Raw genomic sequence first — 19,106 nt, forward strand, 5'->3', positions numbered from 1 at the left:
AGAGTCACTTCGCGGGATCGATCAACGGCAGACCGTCGATGTCAGGTTCGATCTTCGCACCGTCCTTCGCTAACAAACGCGGTGCGAAATCCGCCGGTGCACCGAAGACAGAGAAGATCGACGGCCCCAGGAGATTCACGTAGAGCGCTTCCATCTTGTAGGTGCCTTTCTTGAGCGTCACCTCGCCAAACAGCTGGACGTTAGTGCCGATGTTCAACGGGTCCTCGCCGTAAATCGTGTCGCCCTCGAGCTTTCCCCGGTAGCTGGTATCGCGGACGAAGCGGCTCCAGGACTGGCCGATGATGCGCAGCGCGCAATGGTCGTCCGCGTGGATCCCGATGTGATAGACGCCGTCGCGCGGGATGACGAGATTGGCGGTAGCCTTGACCACGAATTGGTCCTGGCCGCCCGGCGAGTCACCGGGAAATTCCAGGGGATCGGGGAATTCGACATCACTCGCCGCACCGGAGTCGATGTGATTGAGTTTCGCAACTCCTTCGGCGGATTTGCCGGTGCCGCTTTCCGCCAGAACCAGGCCGTCCATCAGTTTCGCCAGCGGCGCGGCCCCCGCGGGACGATCAGTGCGGGTGATGGTCCAGCCCGCGGAATCGACGCCAGGCCACGCCAGATCACCCGCCGCCTTGTGGCCGGGGAAACGCCATTGGTCGGTGCCGCCATCCATCGTGAATTCGCCGGGAGCGGCGAGAATCTGAAGCATTCCGTCGTACACGCGATTTCCTAACACCACCTCGATGGTGGATTCGCCCGCAGGCAAATCGATGGTGCCGACGATGCAGCCGTCCCCGGATTCGCAGGCATAGAAGATGACCTCCGGATCTTGTGGATCGATCCCGCCGAGCCCGGTAGCGGATTTCCATGGGTGGCCGGGAAAGCGCATGGCGACGAAATCGTCGCAATGGATGTTGAAGCTCCATGTTCCGGCCTTTTCAAGACGCACCTTCGCGACGTGGAGCGCCCCGCTGCCGCCTTCGAGAAGCGGGAATTCCGGATGGTCGGTGATTGCCACCCAGCCGCCGGCGAAGAATTTTTCGCGGGAAACGTGATAGTTCAACTTCGCGGCGCGATGGCAGGTCTGATCGAGAAGCATCGTGTCTTGAAGACTCTTCACGACTTTCTCCAGGCCACCGGCATCGATGCCGACGGCGCTGATGATGCTCCACGGCCCCTTGCCCGTGGCTGTCCATGTGGAGATATCGGCAGGCCACTTTTTGGGCAAAATCGGCAAAATTTGGATCGCTCCGGGCACCGGCTGCGGCGAGCGGGTCTCCCACTCCGTCATTGAAGGGTGTCGCTGGACTTCCTGGCCTTGCGAGCCGATCGGCCAGTCGGACCACCTGCCGGATCTCTCGATCACCACACCGTCCTCCCCGCCGATGACATACTCGTTGGGCTCGGTGCTGCGCCACGCGCTGAACGTGCAAGGCTCGCCGGTCACCCAGTGCCAGCCACCGGAGCGATCGCTTCCGGCTTCCTTGCCTCCCCATTTTTCATTGTCCGTGAGACCGATCCAGATGTAGTCACCCACAACTTTCTGATAGACGAACATGTTCTCCGCCGCGCTGCCGATGGTGACGAGGTGGCCCGGCTTCCCGCTGTTTCCCAGCGGGTCCACGGTCGCTTCGGCGTTTGTCTGGGCTTGCGTCCAGGTCATCGGGGCGTTATTCGTCCGGTAGAGATTCCAAGTCCCGCCGGGTCCGTAGGGCGCTGTGAAATACGTGCCGTGGGGTGCGGCCTGCGCGAACAGCGGCGCGGGCGACAACATCAGGAACAACGGGAGAATGGATCGTTTCATAAGTTGGGTTTTGGATATAACAGTTCAACGGGCGGTGTCGAGAAGCGGAAGTCCGTCGAAATCCGGTTCAATCTTCGCGCCGTCCTTTGCCAGCAGGCGCGGCGCGTAGCTGGGCGGAGCGGCGAAGACGGAGAACACCGAAGTTCCGTCCGTCTCGACGTAAAGCGCCTCGATCTGATAGATGCCTTTTGGCAATTCGATCGCGCCGACGAACTGGGCGTTGGTCGCCCTCACATCCGGGGATTCCGCAAAGATCGTGTCGCCGTTGATGGCCGCCGTATAACCGGTGTTTCTCACAATGGACGACCAGTTCCGGCCGATGATCCGCAAGGCACAATGATCCTCGGCATGAACGCCGATGTGATAGATGCCGTCGCGGGGGATGACGAGGTTGCCGGTGGCCCGAATGACGTAAGCGTCCTGACCGCCCTGAGCATCACCGGGGAAGTCCGATGGGTTCGGAAATTTAATATCACCGGCCGCGTTGGAATCGATGTAGTTGATTTTTTCGACTCCTTCGGTGGGTTTCCCTTCGCCGAGGGAGGATAGAATCAGACCGCTCGCCAAGTCCGTCACCGGCGCACCGCCGGCGGGACGATCCGTGCGGGTGACCGACCAGCCTGCGGAATCGATGCCAGGCAAGGCAAGGTCTCCCGCCGCCTTGTGTCCAGGGAAACGCCAGCGGTCGGTGCCGCCATCCATGGTGAATTCCCCGGGAGCGGCAAGAAGCTGGATCATCGTTTCATACTCCTGATTTCCTAACATCACCTCGATCACCTGATCGCCCGCGGGCAGGTCGATGACCCCGATGGCATTGGCATCACCGCAGCTTCCGCGGAAATAAATCACCTCGGGATCGAGCGGATCAATCCCGCCCATGCCGGTAACGGATTTCCATTTCCGGCCGGGAAGACGGATCGCAAAATAGTCGTCGGCGTGGATGTTGAAACTCCAGGTGCCGGGCTTTTCAAAATGTGCTTTCGCAAAGTGAACGGCCCCGCAACCCGCCTCGCGGACGGGATGCAGCGGCCGGTCCGGCACTTCCATCCAGCCTCCGCTTTCCAGCGGAGTTCCGGGCCAGCGGTAGTTCAAGCGGGGAAGTCGATAGAGAACGGTCGCTTTTTTCATCGCCTCGAACAAGCCTACCTCGATCGCCTGATAGCTGCCTCCGTCGAGATCGCTCGCTCCGAAAATCGTCCATGGTCCCTTACCCTGGACTTCGCCTTTCCAGTTGAAAAAATCGATGGGCCACTTTTTCGGCAAGGCGGGCTTCATCACGAACGCGCCGCTAACAGGCTCCTTCGAGTTTACTTCCCATTCGATCATTGATGGATGGGTGTTCATCCCCTGCCCGGCCGAACCCATGCCCCAATCCGCCCATCGCCCGCCTTGTTCGATGGCCACGGCGTCCTCGCCGCCGGCACTGGCCTCGTTGGGTTCGGGACTGCGCCACAACGAAAATGTCACCGGCTCCCCCGTGACCCACGCCCATTTTCCCCGGCGGTCGGATCCCGCTTCGCTGCCTTTCCAGCGCTCGTTGTCGGTCAGGCCGATCCACAGGAATTTCGATTCCGAACTGCGATAGACAAACTCGTTTTCCGCCGCGCTGCCGATCGCTGCGAGATGGCCCATCTTGCCGGACTTGCCGAGCGGGTCGGACATCTTTTCCGCCATCTCCTGGGCCTGCGTCCAAGTCAGCGGCGCGCTGCAGAATTGATAGAGATTCCACGTCCCGCCGGGACCGAACGGCGCGGTGAAATAGGGATCATGAGGGGCCACCTGGGCGGCGAGGTTCATTGCGCCAATTTTCAGCGCGAGCGGGATGAGCAGAAATGGGGTGGGTTTCATGAAATGCACGGTTTCCCGAATGGTGGAAACCCTAGCTGCCGCCGATCACCTGACGAGCGGATTCTAACGAAGCCTTCGCCTTTATTTCGCCCGCAGCAATCCGCGACCGCTCCAGACGTAGTTCCAGCCGGAAATCACCGTCAGCGCGACGGCGACCCACAGGAAAACCGGTTGCAGCCAGCCGCCCTCCGCGTAAGGGCGGGCGAGGTGTTTCAGGTAGTCCAGCACGGGGAACATTTTACCAGCCTTCTCCCCGGTCAACCAGATCAGGCCGGCGATCAGATAAGCGAGTTGGAAGGTGGTTTTCCATTTTCCCAAATTGTCCGCCGCCAGCACATGGCCAGCCTCCATGGCAATGGTGCGCAGGCCGGTGACGAGGAATTCACGGCCGATGATCAGGGCGGTCACCCACACCGGGCAAAGTCCGCGTTCGGTGAAAAAAATGAACGCTGCGCTCACCAAGATTTTGTCTGCGAGTGGATCCATCAATTTCCCGAGTGGCGTAACGAGGCCCATTTTCCGCGCCAAGTAGCCGTCCAGCCAATCGCTCGCCGCCGCCACGATGAAAAGTGTGAGACCAATGCCATAGCCGGGCAGATTGCGTTGCGAAACCGCCACCACAAATGCGGCGGTCATTACCAGGCGGGAAAACGTGATCGCATTCGGTAAGTTCACGCCCGCAATGTGTGAAATGCATGACCGGATGGCAACAAGGGGTTGCACCAATCCACCGAACTCCCTACATCCTCCCCCGCCTGTTCCAACGGCACTTTTATTATGAGCAATAGCGATTTCGGACTCATTGGTCTGGCCGTCATGGGTCAGAATCTCGTTCTCAACGTGGAATCCCGCGGATTCCAAGTCTCGGTTTACAACCGCACAACCACCGTCACCGACGAGTTCGTCGGCAAGCACCCCGACAAGAAAATTGTCGGTGAGCACACTCTCGAAGGCTTCGTGAAATCCCTCGCCTCCCCACGCAAGGTCATGATCATGGTGAAAGCTGGCGGCCCCGTTGACGCGGTCATCGAGTCGCTCATCCCGCTTCTCGACAAGGGTGACATCATCATCGACGGCGGAAATTCCCTCTACACCGACACCGAGCGCCGCGACAAATGGCTCGGCGATCTCGGTTTCCGTTTCATCGGTGCCGGGGTTTCCGGCGGTGAGGAAGGCGCCCGCAAAGGCCCGTCCATCATGCCAGGCGGCCCTGCCTCCACTTGGGAGGTCATGAAGCCGATCTTCGAATCCATCGCCGCCAAGGTCGATGGCGAGCCCTGCGTTTTCCACATCGGACCTGGCGGCGCGGGCCACTACGTGAAAATGATCCACAACGGCATCGAATACGGCGACATGCAGCTCATCTGCGAGGCTTATAACATTTTCAAAGCCGCCGGCTTCACTCCCAAGGAACTCGCCGAAGTCTTCACCGAATGGAACGAGGGCGACCTTGAATCCTACCTCATCCAGATCACCTCGAAAATCTTCGAACAAGTCGATCCCGAGACCAAGAAGCCGCTCGTCGATCTCATCCTCGACACCGCCGGTCAAAAAGGCACCGGCAAATGGACGCTCATCAATGCCGTCGAAAACGCGGTCGTCATCTCCACCATCAACGCCGCTGTCGAAGCCCGCATCCTTTCCTCAATGAAAGACAAGCGCGTCGAAGCCAGCAAGATCCTCGAAGGGCCGAAGCCCGAGATCGACATCAAAAAAAAGAAGCTCATCAAGAAAGTCCACGACGCGCTCTTCGCCTCGAAAATCATTTCCTACGCCCAAGGCCTCGACCTCATCGCCGCAATGGGAGCTGAAAAAAACTGGGGACTCGACCTCGGCAAGATCGCCGCCATCTGGCGGGGCGGTTGCATCATCCGCGCCCGTTTCCTCAACGACATCACCGACGCCTATCGGAAAGATCCCAAGCTGAGCAACCTCATGCTCGCCCCGTTTTTCACGGACCTCCTCAACGAGTTCCAGGAAAACTGGCGCGAAGTCATCAGCCTCGCCACCCTCGCCGGCATCCCGGTTCCCGCATTCAGCGCATCGCTCGGTTACTACGACAGCTACCGTAGTGCGGTTCTTCCAGCAAACCTGCTGCAAGCCCAGCGCGATTTCTTCGGTGCCCACACCTACGAGCGCACCGACAAACCACGCGGCGAAATGTCCCACACCGACTGGCCCGAGGTCATCGGCTGATCCTTCAAAATTAGCGCTGGTCCACGACCCGCGCTGACTGTTTTAAAACAAACGACCGTCAGGAAACTGGCGGTCGTTTTTGCATTAAAGGCCGCCGGGCATCGAAATTCCACAATCTTCCGACCACGCGTTCGCGTGTCATTCCAAGCTTGTCCATCGGTCAGCCCGACACCATTTTCCCGCGCCGTCCGCCACGAGGACGGAGCAAATATCTACCATGGAATCCGCCGTCGTTCAAAACTGCTTTGACCCGCAACAAACGGAAAGACAGGACCCTCCCGGTTTCATCTTCCGCCACTTGCGCAAGGGCCGCCGCGAATTGTTATTCTGGATCCTGCAGACGCTGTTCTGGTCGTCCATCGGTGTCATCGGACTGTTGATGACCATGGCGTTCAAAGCCGCGGTTCAAGATGTTGGATGGGTGATTTTCATGCGGATGGCGATCGGCTTCGTTGAAACTGCTGGTCTGCGATGGATCTACCGGCAGCCGTTGTTCCTGGCGAACGGATTGGCAAAATGGCCCGCGGCGGTCGCCTGCTGCGTGGCGCTTGCCGTGACGGAAATTGTGATCATGAAAGCCCTGGCGGTGGCGGGTATTTCCGTCCCCGGCGGGGCGGAAACCGTTGGTGCCAGACTGGTGGCGGTGAGACTGTTCATTTTGGCGATCTGGAGTTCGCTCTATTTCGCCATCCATCTGTTGGAAAAAGCGCATGCCATGGAACTGCGAGCAACCAAAGCGGAGCTGGCAGCGCGTGAGAACGAGCTCAGGCATCTACAAGCGCAGATGAATCCTCATTTCTTCCTCAATTCGCTCAGCACGGTTCTCGCCTGCAAGAATGATGCCGAGGCCGTCAAGGAGGTGACACAGAGCATTTCGGACTATCTGCGATTCCTCTTCAACGAAGCCCGTCCTCTGGAACCCCTATCCCGGGAACTTGACGCCATCGAGAAATACCTGTCAGTCCAAGCCGCCCATTTCGGAGGCAAACTGATCTGCCGCATCCAGGCAGAGAAAGCGGCACGCGCGGTGATGGTGCCGCCGATGGTAGTCCAACCGATGTTGGAAGATGCGTTTCTTCATCGTGGTGATATCCATGAGGCTGCGCTTCAAATCTGGGTGACGGCCCGTATCGAGAAAAAATTCCTGCTTGTTACCGTCACCAACACCGGAGTTCAGGTGTCGCCAGCCGTCCAACAACTTCCCGACGGAGGCCTCCGCGCGCTTCACCAGCGCCTCCGCCTGCTGCTAGGCGAGGGTGCCCGGGTGGAGCAGGAATCGGACGCCAACTGGAAACGGGTCACGATCCATGCCCCTCTGGCGGCCTCCTGATAGGAATCGTTAGATCGGAATATTATCGGGCGGCGGATGCCGCTTACGGCCTGCTCCCGGCCATGGCGTTGAGTTCCCACTTGTCTTCGGACACGAGCACCGACTTCGCGCCGTCTCCGTTCAGCCAGGCCTTGGCAGCCTTGTCGTCGCCGAGTTCGGCATCCCAGAAAGCTGTCGTTAGAGCGAGGATGGCCTTGTGGTAGCGGTTTCCGTTTTCGGAATTTCCCTGCAAGTCACGTTCGCCGAAACTCATGTGGGTGGCCTTGTCGAAAACGATCTGCCAGGCGGGAGCGTTCGTTAGATTTGGAAAAACCTTGAGCCGGTCCGCGGCCTTGGAGTCGCTGATCGGGCTGTCGTCGAGCGTGCCGGTCATCAGCAGGCAGGGGATTTTGATGGAGGCGAAGGCCTTGGCGGGATCGCCGAGCGCGGGAATGCTGGGGCTCATCATCACGGCGGCGGACAGTCGGGGTTCGAAGAATGAAATCCGCCCGCCGGCGATGGTTTGGCCGGCGACGGCCTGGGTGGTGGTCGCCCCGAAGGAGTGGCCGGACATGCCGATGTGTTTCAGATCGAAGCGATCGTGAAGCGGGTTTTCCTTGTCGCCGTTCCAGGCAGTCAGAGTATCGATGACTACGGGAATATCCTCGCAGCGGCGCATGTAGTTCTCAAGCGACGCGGCTTGTTTCATCGCGCCCATGCGTTGAGCCTGCGGGCTGTCCTTCCAAACACTCTCATCGCTGCCGGGGTGCTGAACGAAGACGACGATGTAGCCGCGTTTTGCCCAGTGATTGCCCAGATAAGGATTATTGTCCCGCGAACCACCGAGGCCGTGGGAGAAAATGACGACGGGTGCGGGTTTTTCCGATTCCGGCAAATAGACACGGACGGGAAGGGTGCGGTCGCGCTTGGCGTCCTTCACGTCGAAAATTTTCGAAGTGATCGTCACGTCCGCGACCTTGAGCGGGTCGTAAGCATCCGTTTGGGCGGCGACTCGCGCGATGGATGCGAAGACAATGCAGGCGCAGGAAATCCAGAGTTTCATGAGGTAACGTGAACCCGCCGCAGCCGATGAAGTTGCGGCGGGTGTTTTCCGGATCGACACGGCGGGCAGATTGGCGATGAATGGTGAAGACCTAACATGAAACTATTGCTGCTCATTTTCGTCACGTCGTTCAACATCGCCCGGGCGGCGGTGGTGGAAGAATCGATTGCCCATGCGGGCGTGAAATTCCGTGTAGTGAGGGTCTCACCCGAGACAGTGCAGGTGGTTTGGAAAAATGGAAATGGCGCGCTCTATCGAAGTTTCGACAAGGTGCAGGCGGCATTCGCCGCACAAGGAAAGACGGTGAAATTCATTATGAATGCGGGTATTTTCGAGCCCGAAGGCATTCCCAGCGGGTTACACATCGAGGGAGGAAACAATCTACGCCCGATCAATTTGGCGGACGCTCCGGGAAACTTTTTCCTAAAACCTAACGGTGTCTGCGCGTTCGGCCAGGGAAAGCAGGCCGACCCGTTTGTCGGGACCTGTGCCTCTTGGCAAAAAATGGCCGGGCATGAATCGTGGGCCATCCAATCCGGGCCGATCTTGCTGACCGATGGCAAGCGCCATCCCGCGTTCACCGAAGTCTCCACCAGCAAGCTCCCCCGCAACGGGGTCGGCTTGGACAACAAAGGACGCTTCATTTTCGCCATCACCGACAAGGGCGAGATGGTGAATTTCTGGGACTTCGCAGGTTTGTTTCTGAAACTGGATTGCAAGGATGCGTTGTTTCTCGATGGAGACATTTCCCAAATGTCGGTGAACCCGGACAAGCCGGTCGAAAGCAACCAGTTCGGCGTGATGTTCGTGGTGGCCGAGTGATCGCCACTTGATTCCCCGCGTTCGATTTCCGAAGATTTCCACCAGTGACCAGCCACACCGCAGCCCTAACGACTCCTCAGGTGGAAACGCTCCGCGCGGCGCTGGTGCGACAGGGGTTTGATTTCGAAACGAAGCCTTACGCGATTTTCTCCGCACGGAAGGGCAAGCTCAACGTGACGGTTTATGAGAAGGGGCCGAAGGTGCTCATCCAGGGCAAGGACACGGAGGATTTCATCCGCTTCACCTTGGAACCGGAAGTCATCGGCGAGGCGAAATTGGGATATGAGGAAATCCTGGAGCCTGACAAATTCGAACCGCATTTCGGCATCGACGAAAGCGGCAAAGGAGATTTCTTCGGACCGCTCGTCATCGCCGGAGCCTACACCGATGCAACCATCGCCCGGCGCTTGATCGACTCCGGGATCATGGACTCGAAGCGGATTGCCAGCGCGGCACGCATCCGGCAGCTCGCGGCGATCATCCGGGCGGTGCCGGGCTGCACGACAGCGGTGATCTCCATCGGACCGGAGCGCTACAACTCGATGCACGCGTCATTCAAGAACCTGAACCGCCTGCTCGCCTGGGGTCACGCACGCGCCATCGAGACCCTTGCCGCCGCGAGACCGGATTGCCCGCGCACGTTGAGCGACCAGTTCGCCCGCCCCGAAGTCCTCCAGCATGCACTCAAGGAAAAAGGCCTGACGATCCAACTCGAACAGCGGACAAAGGGCGAATCCGACACCGCCGTCGCCGCCGCATCCATCCTCGCTCGAGAGAGATTCATCGACTGGATGGACAAAACTTCGACTGCCTGCGGGATCAAACTTCCGCTCGGCGCATCGGATGCGGTGATCCAAGCGGCGCGTGAATTGGTCGCCCGTGACGGTCCTGAAGTGCTCGGGAAAGTGGCCAAATTGCATTTCAAAACGACTGGCGTGGTGCTGGGAAATTCCGCAGCGGGTGAGGGAGGCTGAGCATTGCAAGCGCCTCATAATCCGAGGAATCCGTGGATATCTGATATTTTTGGGGTGATTTTTCCCAAATATCCGGTAATTCTGACGTTTGTTCCTCTGCTGGCACGAAAATCGCATCCATTTGGACGATTTTAGGCGGGACAAAACAGCCCCCGCAGTAGTTCAATCACCGCGCATCTCGAATTTTCTCCCTCCCCTAAATCTCATGGCAACCATCACCAAACGCGAACTCGTCATCAAAATCACCGACCAACTCGGTGCCAAGGGTCACGAAATCACCCAGCAGGACGTGCTGGAGGTCGTTCAAACACTCATCGATGAAATCACCGACTCGCTCGCCCACGGCGACACGGTCGTCATGCGGAATTTCGGAGCCTTCCAGGTCCGCGAAATGAAAGCGAAGATCGGCCGCAACCCGAAGGACCCCGGCAAGGACGTGCCGATCCCCGCGAGAGCCGCCGTGAAATTCAAACCCGGCAAGGAAATGAAAGAAAAGGTCGCAACCACCCTTCAGGTTATCCGCGAGCGCAAATCGTGATTTCCCGTTTGTTGAAAAACCCACAGTTCCGCCTCGCCGCAATCTGCAGCGTGGCGGTTTTCGTTTTCCCCTCGTGCTTCTCACGGCCCGGAGGACACGATGGCTATCAGCAAAGTGCCTACACGGTCCGCGGCCAGCACTATCAGCCGATGGGAATTGATGAGGCGCTCGACTATCAGGAAACCGGCACCTGCTCGTGGTATAACGAATCCTCGTGGTTCGGCCTCAAGCGCGGCACCACCTCGCTGGGAGAAAAGGTCATGCCCTGGCATCTAACTGGCGCGCATAAAACTCTGCCGCTCCCCTGCCTCGTCAAGGTCACCAACCTCGAAAATGGCAAGTCCCTCAAAATCCGCATCAACGACCGCGGGCCTTTCATTCCCGGCCGCATCCTCGATGTCACACCCCGCGCCGCGAAAAAACTCGGCTTCTACGATCAGGGCACCACCACCACGCGGGTCGAGGTCCTTTCCGTCGGCGATGGCTCCTACAAACGCAAGAAGCGTGGCTGGTTCTTCTAACTGGACCGCGAAAATCATTTCACCCGTATCATCTCCCATATAAAAATCCATGAAATCGCTCCTCGCACTAACCGCCTCACTGTCTCTCGTTTCCTGCGCCACCATCGCGCCACCCGCCGCCCATGGCACCGTCGATCACGTCGTCCTGATGTGGCAGAAGCGTCCCGGAAATGCCGCCGACCGCGAGAAGCTCCTCGCGGCGTGCTCGGAACTAAGAGTGATTCCCGGCATCAAGTTCCTCGATTCGGGCACGGCACTCGCCAGCGAACGCCCCGTCGTGGATGACTCGTTCGATGTCGGACTCACCTTACGTTTCGATTCCGCGACATCTCTGCACGCCTACGAGACCGACCCGCGCCACGTGAAGAAGGTGAACGAAGTCCTCAAGCCGCTGACGAAGAAGATCGTAGTTTACGACATCATCCGTTGAAAGGTTTCCGGGCTTGAACAACCGGGACCTCCGCCCGCAGACTCCGCCCGCTCCCCGGGAGCGCTTTTCTTATGTCCAATTCTTCTGAAATTCGCGTGTTCGCCCCCGCCACGGTGGCCAACGTCGCCTGCGGTTATGACGTCCTCGGTTTCGCCATCGACTCTCCCGGCGACGAAATCGTGGTCCGCCATTGTGACAAACCCGGCCTGCACATCACGAAAATCACCGGAGACAACGGCAAGCTCCCGAAAAACCCCGCACAGAACTGTGCCGGTGTCGCCGCCCTCGACCTGCTCAAACACCTCGGCATGACCGACCGCGGCATCGAGATGGAAATCCACAAGAAAATGCCATTCGGCTCCGGCCTTGGCTCGTCTTCGGCCTCCTCCGTCGCCGGTGCTTTCGCAGTGAACCAGCTCATCGGAAATCCGCTCAGCAAGAAACAGCTTCTTCCATTCGCCATGGCCGGCGAGGCTTCGGCCGACGGTGCCTGGCACGCTGACAACGTCGCCCCATGCCTTTTCGGCGGCATCGTTTTCATCCGTTCGAATGACGAACTCGATTTCGCGCAGATCCCCGCGCCGAAAAACCTCTGGGCCGCCGTCGTCCACCCGGACATCGAAATCCTAACCAAAGTCGCCCGCGAAATCCTGCCGAAGGAAATCCCGCTCGAAAACGCCACCCAACAGATCGGCAACCTTGGCGGCCTCCTCTGCGGCCTGATTCAGGAAGATTACGGTCTCATTTCCCGCTCCATCCACGACGTCATCGCCGAGCCGCGCCGCCAAAAACTCATCCCGGATTTCTACAAGGCTAAACGTGCCGCGCTGTCCGCCGGAGCGCTCGGCTTTTCCATCTCAGGTGCCGGTCCATCCGTCTTCGCCCTCTGCGAAGGCGAGGAAATCGCCCGAAAAGTCGCCGATGTCATCAGCAAGGTTTTCTCGGCCATCCCGATCGAGAACCAAGCCTACGTCTCCCGGATCAATCCGACGGGCGTGCATGTGGTTCAAAGCTGATAGCACCGGTTTTCTTCCTTGAAAACTGAACACTGAAATCTAGCAAACTTCTTCCCGTGCTCTACCACTCCACCACCACCCCGTCCCATCAGGTCGATCTCAAGGAAGCCATCTTGCGCTCCCTACCGCCGGACAACGGTCTCTACATGCCGGACAAGCTGCCCGTGTTGGATCCGGCGTTCTGGCAAATCTGGCACGAGCTCACCTTTCCGGAAATCGGTATCGCCGTGGCGGACGCGTTCTTCGGCGAGGATGTGCCTCCTCAGGCGCTGGTGGATATCGTCGAAGGCACCGTCACCTTCGACGCGCCGCTCGTCACGCTTGGCCCGGGCGATCACATTCTCGAACTTTTCCACGGCCCGACTCTCGCCTTCAAGGACTTCGGCGCGCGCTTCATGGCCCGCCTGATGGCCTGGCTCACCCGCGGCGAAGACCGTGAACTCACCGTTCTCGTCGCGACCTCCGGCGACACTGGCGGGGCGGTTGCTTCGGCATTCCACAATGTTCCCGGCACGCGCGTCATCATTCTCTATCCGCAGGGCAAGGTTTCCGGACTTCAGGAAAAGCAACTCACCGCGCTCGGTGGAAATATCACGGCACTCGAAATCCAAGGCTCATTCGACGATTGTCAGGCGCTCGTCAAATCCGCCTTCCTCGACCGCGAGCTTTCGGAGCGACTCAATCTAACGTCAGCAAATTCCATCAACCTCGCGCGCCTGGTTCCGCAAAGTTTCTACTACATCCACGCCGCCCGCCAGCTTCCGGAAGGTGTTACGCCGACGTTCGTCATCCCTTCGGGAAATTTTGGAAACCTAACCGCAGGGTTGCTCGCCATGCAGCTCGGCCTGCCGGTCGATCACCTGGTCGCAGCCACCAACCGCAACGACGTCGTGCCCGAGTTCCTCCGCTCCGGCCAATACACGCCGCGCCCCAGCGTCCCAACGATTTCCAACGCCATGGATGTCGGCGCGCCTTCGAATTTCGTCCGCATGCAGGCCCTCTTCGGTGGCTCCTGGGAAGCGATGAAAACCCGCATTTCCGGCATGACCTTCACCGACGACCAGACGCGTGCCGCCATTCGCACCGTCAAGGCGCTTTACAATTACGAGATCGATCCGCACGGCGCGGTCGGCTGGCTGGCCGCACAGAAATGGCGGGCCGGTCACCCGGGCACCGCCACGGTCACCCTCGAAACCGCGCACCCCGCCAAGTTCCCCGATGTGATGGAAGCCGAACTCGGAGCCAACTGCCTCGAAATTCCCGAGCGCCTCGCCATCCTCGCGGAGCGGCAAAAAGTCGCAACTCTTCTTCCCGCCGACAAAGCCGTCTTCCGCGACTGGCTCCTCCGATAGGGGGAAGGCACGTCTCGTCCCTTCGCATGGACGAGACGTCCATGCCCCCTATCAGCCTATTGACAATCGTTCGAGCGAGCTTTTGGTAACTTCCAACAGCCACAGCGCACACATTCTAACAAACACACCATCATGAGCACCGTCAAAGATCTTTCCAAAGTCGCCCCTACCAGTCCCCGCGTCCGCACCGGCGGCTACGCCATTCTCGCCCGCATGGCTGACAAGGGCCGCGCCGACCTCGCAGGAACCGTTGGAGATTTCCACTTCGACTGTCCGCTGGACAATTTCCTCTTCGGCTTCAAAGACGTAAAGGGCGAGGACGTCAAAAAGCTCTTGGAAGGAGGATCCACCAACGAGGAAATCGCCGATTGGCTTGACGAAAACGGCACACCGAAAAGCGAAGACGAAAAAAAAGCCTGGTCCGACACCGTCGAAGCCGCCCGTCCTTACGACAACCCCGAGAAAAAGGATTGGTTCGTCGGGGTCTGCGCCGAAGCCGGTTGTGATCCAGCGACGAGCACCCTCTTCGACTATCTCGAAGCCGACGACAAGGTGAGCTTCGCGAGCTGAGAATCTATCCGATCACGGAGACGTCGTGATCGGCAGGATGTTCTTCTTCATGGGCGAGGTGCCCATGGAGAACTCCGTCGCATTGTCGAAACCGTCGCCATCAGGATCGGCCGCAGGGCTCGCAATCCCGGTCGGCAAATAGCTGCCGAAATTCGATTTCCGCCAAGTATCCAGCGAGCTGAGCGTGTTTTTCAAAGCGAAGTCCGCCATCAGGATGCCATAGCCGCTATTGATGTCATAGCCCGGCGCTTCGATATCGAGGCAACTGGATTCCAGGATTGTTCTGACCTCGCTGTTAGTGAGTCCCGGGTCCTTGCTCCACACCAGCGCCGCGATGCCTGCGGCCGCAGGAGCCGCCGCACTGGTACCATAGAAATGTTTGAAACCGGTCAACGACGTCCTGCCACCGTCGCCTGCCGTGATCGAAGGCGTATTGATTGTTAGACCACCACTCGCCAGGAAATTCCCAGGCGTGATCGGCATACCATCGGGACGGTAAAACATCTTGTGCGGCCCGTCCGAGGAGTAATCTTCCAGCTTTGAAGCTTTCGTGAAAGCGCCGGGAGCAACCAACGTGGCGTCGGAGGCGGCTACACCGATGCAGTTGCCAGTCGCGGCATGACCGATCACTTGGCCAGCCGTTCCGTATTTCAGCGGGCTACCGGTGCAGGAAAGCCGCAGGTATCGCGGAGCGGCAGCCGTGTCCTTCCAAATCAAGATCCGTTCGCCGCGCGCCACATAGTCGACATACTCCGTGGGTTCCTGGCTACCGTCCTGATAGTCCGTCGATGAATCCACGATCTTCGTGCCGGCCGAGTTAAGAATGTAAATGTCGTAATCGTTGGAGGAGCTGTGATACTCGTCACTCCATTGGAACACTGCGTCGGACGAACCGTCAGTTAGAGTATTGTAATTGTTGATCCCGAAACTGTGGATCCGCCCGACCGGATAAAGAGCGCCAGCCTCTCCGCCATCGGCGAAATCACCTTCCCAAGTCGTCGAGTTTCCTTCCTTGAGGCTGCCTTCGTTGCCGCAAGCCGAGAGGTAAATGGCACCGTTGGCCACCACGTTGTTGACTGCTTTTCCGATCGCATCGTCCTGAAACTGCCACTCGTTGCTGTAGGAAATATCGTCCACGATGATGCGGCAGCCCGCTTTGCGAAGCAGCTTGATGGAATCCGCGAAGCCCGATCTTCCCGGACCAGCTTCCGCAAAAACGATCGCCGCGCCGGGTGCGATGTCATGAATGATTTCCGACATCGCGGTGCCTTCGCCCGATCCGAATCCGAAGCGCCCTGGCAACACTTTGAACGATGCCGGCAACTCCCCCGCCGCCTTGGATTGGGTCGAGTATTTCGCACTATCAGAAATCACCCCCACCTTGACTCCTTTACCATTCACGCCGAATGCCGCCCGCGCCTTGTTGGCCTTCTCCGCCGCATCACTTTCATTCGTCACTTGGTGGGCGATCGGGTTGGTCCCCTTGACGATCCGCTTCACATCGGCACGAGAGGCGATGACGGTCAAGGTCTTGGCCGGTAAGCTTGCCCGAACCGAACCGGCATCGGCCGATTCATAAATCACAGTGCCACCGACATCGGCAATCGCCCTGGCAAGCGCGGGACTCGGGACGGCGGTCATGTCCACGACCACGCGACCATCGGTTTCAAGTTGCACCCGCGATTTCACGTCCTTCGCACCCGCCACCGCATCCGTTCCGGCGGCTTCACGCGACAAATACAAAAGCTGCGAGGCCAGCTTGCGCTGCACCGGTGTTCGCTTGGCCTTCTCCGCACGGATCGCTGCCATCTGGGCACCGGCCTCGGGTGAAAACTCTTCGCCACGGACGGGCGAAACAGCGCCAATGCTGGCAAGCAACGTGATGACAATGGCGGTTCTTTGCATGACGATATGGGTAAAATTCAAGCAACATCATTCTTCAACAGACTTGATTGTCAATTCACGAAACCAACTCCGGAAGCGATCAAGCCGCTTCCGCGATGGCGAGCACATCGGCGAACGGAAGATCCGCCAAGAGAGCGAAGGCGTTGTTCCGCGTGAGCCTCGCCCGTGTCGCGGCAGGACTGGCCATGCCGCAGAGGAAACGGGCGAGTTGGCGCGGGGTGTTGAGCGCGGCGTGCTTCTCATCGACCAATCTCCTAACGGCCGCGATGTCATCATCGGTCACCCGGCGGGATTTCGGTCGCTTGATGGTCTTCGCTGCGACGCCGCGGCAACGGTCACAGTGGCCGCAGGGTTCTTTCAAAGTCTCGCCGAAGTGTTTGGTGAGGTAGCCGGTGAGACAGCCGCGATAAGCTGATAGACCGAGAACCTGGCGAAGGCGGGCGAGGTCGGATTGCTCGCGGGATTGGAATTTTTCCACGAGCGAGGCGGTGAGTTGTTTGAGATCGCCGGGGTCTTTTTTCAATTTGTAGCCTTGGCGGACACCCCAGACGCTGAGGATGATGTCGCCTGCGGATCGGAGTCCATTGATGGCGGAGACGATCTTGTCACGGGAGCAGTTGAATTTTTCCGCAAGCAGCGTCGGTTGGAAATACAGCCACCAGCGTTTCATCTCGCCGGAGTCGAGAATCTGTTTGAGAAATTTCCTTTCCGCGGCGGAACGGCCCGCCAGGATTTTTTCCTGCGTGTTGAGCAGCTTGGCGCGGTAAGTCGCGTAGAAACTGCCGGTAGCCTCGATGATGCCGTCGATTTCCAGATAGGTCATGACGGTGGAAACCACGCCCGGCCGGATATCGCAAATCGTTGAAAGCTCGTAAGGCGAGACATCGAAAACCGGTCCGAGCCGCAGCACGCGGTCGATGAGATTTTCCAAAGCACGCGGTGTCGGAGTGTCCGAGTAGATGAAATTCTCAAGGACAGTTAGATCATCGCCGCATGCGAGCATTTCGCAAAGCGCTGGCAAACCGTCGCGGCCGGCGCGACCGATTTCCTGAGTGTGGTTTTCGAGGCTTTTCGGGAGGTTGTAGTGAAAGACGGCGCGGATGTTGGATTTATCGATTCCCATGCCGAAGGCGATGGTGGCGACGATGATGCGCGTGCCACCAGTCATGAACGAGCTTTGTGCATCCGCACGGAATTCGGCGGGCAGGCCGGCATGATAGGCGCGGGCGGAGAGTCCGCTTTTTGCCAGGAACGTAGCCACTTCCTCTGCGGTCTCCTGGCGGGTGACGTAAACGACAGCGGAACCATCGACTTCAGTTAGTTTTTCCAACAGGAGTTGTTTCCGCTCCGCAGCAGTGCACGGAGTGACACGCAGGTCGAGATTCGCACGATGAAAACTGAGCTGCACATGATCGGCCGTGGCGATGCGGAACGCCTTGCGGATGTCGCGCGCGACCTTGGGCGTGGCGGTGGCTGTTAGCGCGAGAACGCGGGGGATTTTGAGGCGGCGGCAGATTCTCGCGAGCTTGAGATAATCCGGGCGGAAATTGTGGCCCCACTCGGAGATGCAGTGGGCTTCGTCGACGGCGACGAGTTGGACCGGCAGGAGCTTCACCCGCTGGCGGAAGGCTTCGTTGGAAAACCGCTCCGGGGCGATGTAGAGGAGCTTGAGCGTGCCCGCTTCAAGCCGCTCGTAAACGTCGCGGGTTTGGTCGGCATCGAGCGTTGAGTCGAGGCGAGCGGCGGCGATTCCCTTTGCGTTCAGCGCATCAACCTGGTCGCGCATCAGCGCGATGAGCGGTGAAACCACAAGGGTCAAGCCGTCCAGCAAAAGCGCAGGAAGCTGATAGCACAAAGATTTCCCACCACCTGTGGGGAAGACCGCGAGGGCGGAGCGGCCTTCCAGCAAGGCCCATACTACGGGTTCCTGCCCCTCGCGAAAGGCATCGTGGCCGAAATGATCGCGGAGGGTTTGCAGCACAGCCGGAGCTTCGCCACCGACGCCAGCCGAGGCAAGCGGGAAGCAAGGGCTTGAAATGTATCGACCTGTGAGACGGCCATCAGGAATTCAATGGCCTCGAATTCGTGGTCAAAATCACCTTATTTATAGGGGAAATCCACCGGCGGGACGGGGGTGGGCAACGAGGTTAGTGTTACCCGGGATGTCCGGCGATTCAGAGATGATCCGAAAGCCCGCCGAAAACTCAAAACGCTTGAAACAAAGTTGGTTCTCGGCTCAACTCCATGCAAATGAAAAGCCTTTCATCGCCATCTCGGGGACCATTCCTCGCCGGAGAAAGGTGTGTCAATGTCTGTTATTTGGGACAGACCTTGGAGCACGCCCTTTGAATTTCGCCCAGTAGGTCCAGAAGCTTTACAGATCCCAATTTTCACTATCCCATGAAACCCTCTATCCACTCCCTAGTAGGTTCAATCATTTTGGTTGGCGTCTCCCTTTTTACTCCGGCTTTCGCAGTGGTGAACATTGACTATGTAACTGTAGGAAATCCTGGGAATGTGGCGGACAGCACTGGATACGGCGCGGTGGGTTATGAATACCAGATCTCGAAAAACGAGACGACGATCTCCCAATACACCGCCTTCCTCAACGCCGCGGCAACCACTGACCCGAATGGCACTGACTTAAGCGAAATTTCGGGGTTTACCGCGATGGGGGATTTCTTTGAAAATTGACCTGGCTGCGGTGAGGTAGCTGAAGTTCTTCGGCCGCTTTTTGATGGCCCGGGGT

Annotated in this window: 17 protein-coding genes; 11 read left to right on the top strand and 6 right to left on the bottom strand. The window is 58.8% G+C overall.

The window, feature by feature from the left end:
• Positions 1-4 precede the first annotated feature (4 nt).
• From ABIQ96_RS23415 to pgsA, 3 genes are all read right to left on the bottom strand, one after another.
• Complete coding sequence (locus tag ABIQ96_RS23415) at positions 5-1,813, bottom strand: lectin-like protein (protein WP_348217078.1); 1,809 nt, start codon at positions 1,811-1,813, stop codon at positions 5-7.
• 24 nt (positions 1,814-1,837) lie between these two features.
• Positions 1,838-3,661 carry a lectin-like protein gene (locus ABIQ96_RS23420; protein WP_348217079.1) on the bottom strand — a complete coding sequence of 608 codons (1,824 nt, stop codon included), beginning with the start codon at positions 3,659-3,661 and terminating at the stop codon, positions 1,838-1,840.
• An 81-nt stretch (positions 3,662-3,742) separates the two neighbouring features.
• Positions 3,743-4,336 carry a CDP-diacylglycerol--glycerol-3-phosphate 3-phosphatidyltransferase gene (gene pgsA / locus ABIQ96_RS23425; RefSeq protein ID WP_348217080.1) on the bottom strand — a complete coding sequence of 198 codons (594 nt, stop codon included), beginning with the start codon at positions 4,334-4,336 and terminating at the stop codon, positions 3,743-3,745.
• A gap of 102 nt (positions 4,337-4,438) precedes the next feature.
• Here pgsA and gnd point away from each other — a divergent pair, with 102 nt between their 5' ends.
• Together gnd and ABIQ96_RS23435 are read left to right on the top strand one after the other, a co-directional pair.
• Entirely contained in the window at positions 4,439-5,857 is a 1,419-nt protein-coding gene (gene gnd / locus ABIQ96_RS23430) for a decarboxylating NADP(+)-dependent phosphogluconate dehydrogenase (protein WP_348217081.1), read from the top strand.
• Between the two features lie 217 nt (positions 5,858-6,074).
• Complete coding sequence (locus ABIQ96_RS23435; RefSeq protein WP_348217082.1) at positions 6,075-7,187, top strand: histidine kinase; 1,113 nt, start codon at positions 6,075-6,077, stop codon at positions 7,185-7,187.
• Between the two features lie 43 nt (positions 7,188-7,230).
• On the opposite strand, the gene ABIQ96_RS23440 is transcribed toward ABIQ96_RS23435, so the two are convergent.
• On the bottom strand, positions 7,231-8,229 hold the full coding sequence (locus tag ABIQ96_RS23440; RefSeq protein WP_348217083.1) for a CocE/NonD family hydrolase: 999 nt from the start codon (positions 8,227-8,229) through the stop codon (positions 7,231-7,233).
• Positions 8,230-8,325: 96 nt separating this feature from the next.
• Between ABIQ96_RS23440 and ABIQ96_RS23445 the strand changes: the two genes are divergently transcribed.
• From ABIQ96_RS23445 to ABIQ96_RS23480, 8 genes are all read left to right on the top strand, one after another.
• Complete coding sequence (locus ABIQ96_RS23445) at positions 8,326-9,051, top strand: phosphodiester glycosidase family protein (RefSeq protein ID WP_348217084.1); 726 nt, start codon at positions 8,326-8,328, stop codon at positions 9,049-9,051.
• Positions 9,052-9,095: 44 nt separating this feature from the next.
• Entirely contained in the window at positions 9,096-10,025 is a 930-nt protein-coding gene (gene rnhC, locus ABIQ96_RS23450) for a ribonuclease HIII (RefSeq protein ID WP_348217085.1), read from the top strand.
• 205 nt (positions 10,026-10,230) lie between these two features.
• Positions 10,231-10,563, top strand: coding sequence for an HU family DNA-binding protein (locus ABIQ96_RS23455; protein ID WP_348217086.1), 333 nt, complete (start codon positions 10,231-10,233; stop codon positions 10,561-10,563).
• Positions 10,560-11,084: a septal ring lytic transglycosylase RlpA family protein gene (locus ABIQ96_RS23460; RefSeq protein ID WP_348217087.1), complete on the top strand. Its 525-nt coding sequence runs from the start codon at positions 10,560-10,562 to the stop codon at positions 11,082-11,084. The genes ABIQ96_RS23455 and ABIQ96_RS23460 overlap by 4 nt, the downstream gene beginning before the upstream one ends.
• 49 nt (positions 11,085-11,133) lie before the next feature.
• On the top strand, positions 11,134-11,514 hold the full coding sequence (locus ABIQ96_RS23465) for a Dabb family protein (protein WP_348217088.1): 381 nt from the start codon (positions 11,134-11,136) through the stop codon (positions 11,512-11,514).
• 71 nt (positions 11,515-11,585) lie between these two features.
• A complete protein-coding gene (locus tag ABIQ96_RS23470; protein ID WP_348217089.1) occupies positions 11,586-12,530 on the top strand; it encodes a homoserine kinase in 945 nt (314 codons plus the stop codon).
• 56 nt (positions 12,531-12,586) lie between these two features.
• A complete protein-coding gene (thrC, locus tag ABIQ96_RS23475; RefSeq protein ID WP_348217090.1) occupies positions 12,587-13,882 on the top strand; it encodes a threonine synthase in 1,296 nt (431 codons plus the stop codon).
• A 132-nt stretch (positions 13,883-14,014) separates the two neighbouring features.
• Positions 14,015-14,452 (top strand): DUF5069 domain-containing protein, encoded by a 438-nt coding sequence (locus tag ABIQ96_RS23480; RefSeq protein WP_348217091.1) that lies wholly within the window; start codon positions 14,015-14,017, stop codon positions 14,450-14,452.
• A 12-nt stretch (positions 14,453-14,464) separates the two neighbouring features.
• Here ABIQ96_RS23480 and ABIQ96_RS23485 read toward each other — a convergent pair whose 3' ends face one another.
• Together ABIQ96_RS23485 and ABIQ96_RS23490 are read right to left on the bottom strand one after the other, a co-directional pair.
• Positions 14,465-16,357 (bottom strand): S8 family serine peptidase, encoded by a 1,893-nt coding sequence (locus ABIQ96_RS23485; RefSeq protein WP_348217092.1) that lies wholly within the window; start codon positions 16,355-16,357, stop codon positions 14,465-14,467.
• A gap of 79 nt (positions 16,358-16,436) precedes the next feature.
• Positions 16,437-18,338 carry an ATP-dependent DNA helicase RecQ gene (locus ABIQ96_RS23490; RefSeq protein ID WP_348217093.1) on the bottom strand — a complete coding sequence of 634 codons (1,902 nt, stop codon included), beginning with the start codon at positions 18,336-18,338 and terminating at the stop codon, positions 16,437-16,439.
• 419 nt (positions 18,339-18,757) lie between these two features.
• Between ABIQ96_RS23490 and ABIQ96_RS23495 the strand changes: the two genes are divergently transcribed.
• Entirely contained in the window at positions 18,758-19,051 is a 294-nt protein-coding gene (locus tag ABIQ96_RS23495) for a hypothetical protein (RefSeq protein WP_348217094.1), read from the top strand.
• The last annotated feature ends 55 nt before the right edge of the window (positions 19,052-19,106 follow it).

The sequence above is a fragment of the Luteolibacter sp. genome, assembly GCF_039920825.1.
GTDB lineage: Bacteria > Verrucomicrobiota > Verrucomicrobiia > Verrucomicrobiales > Akkermansiaceae > Luteolibacter.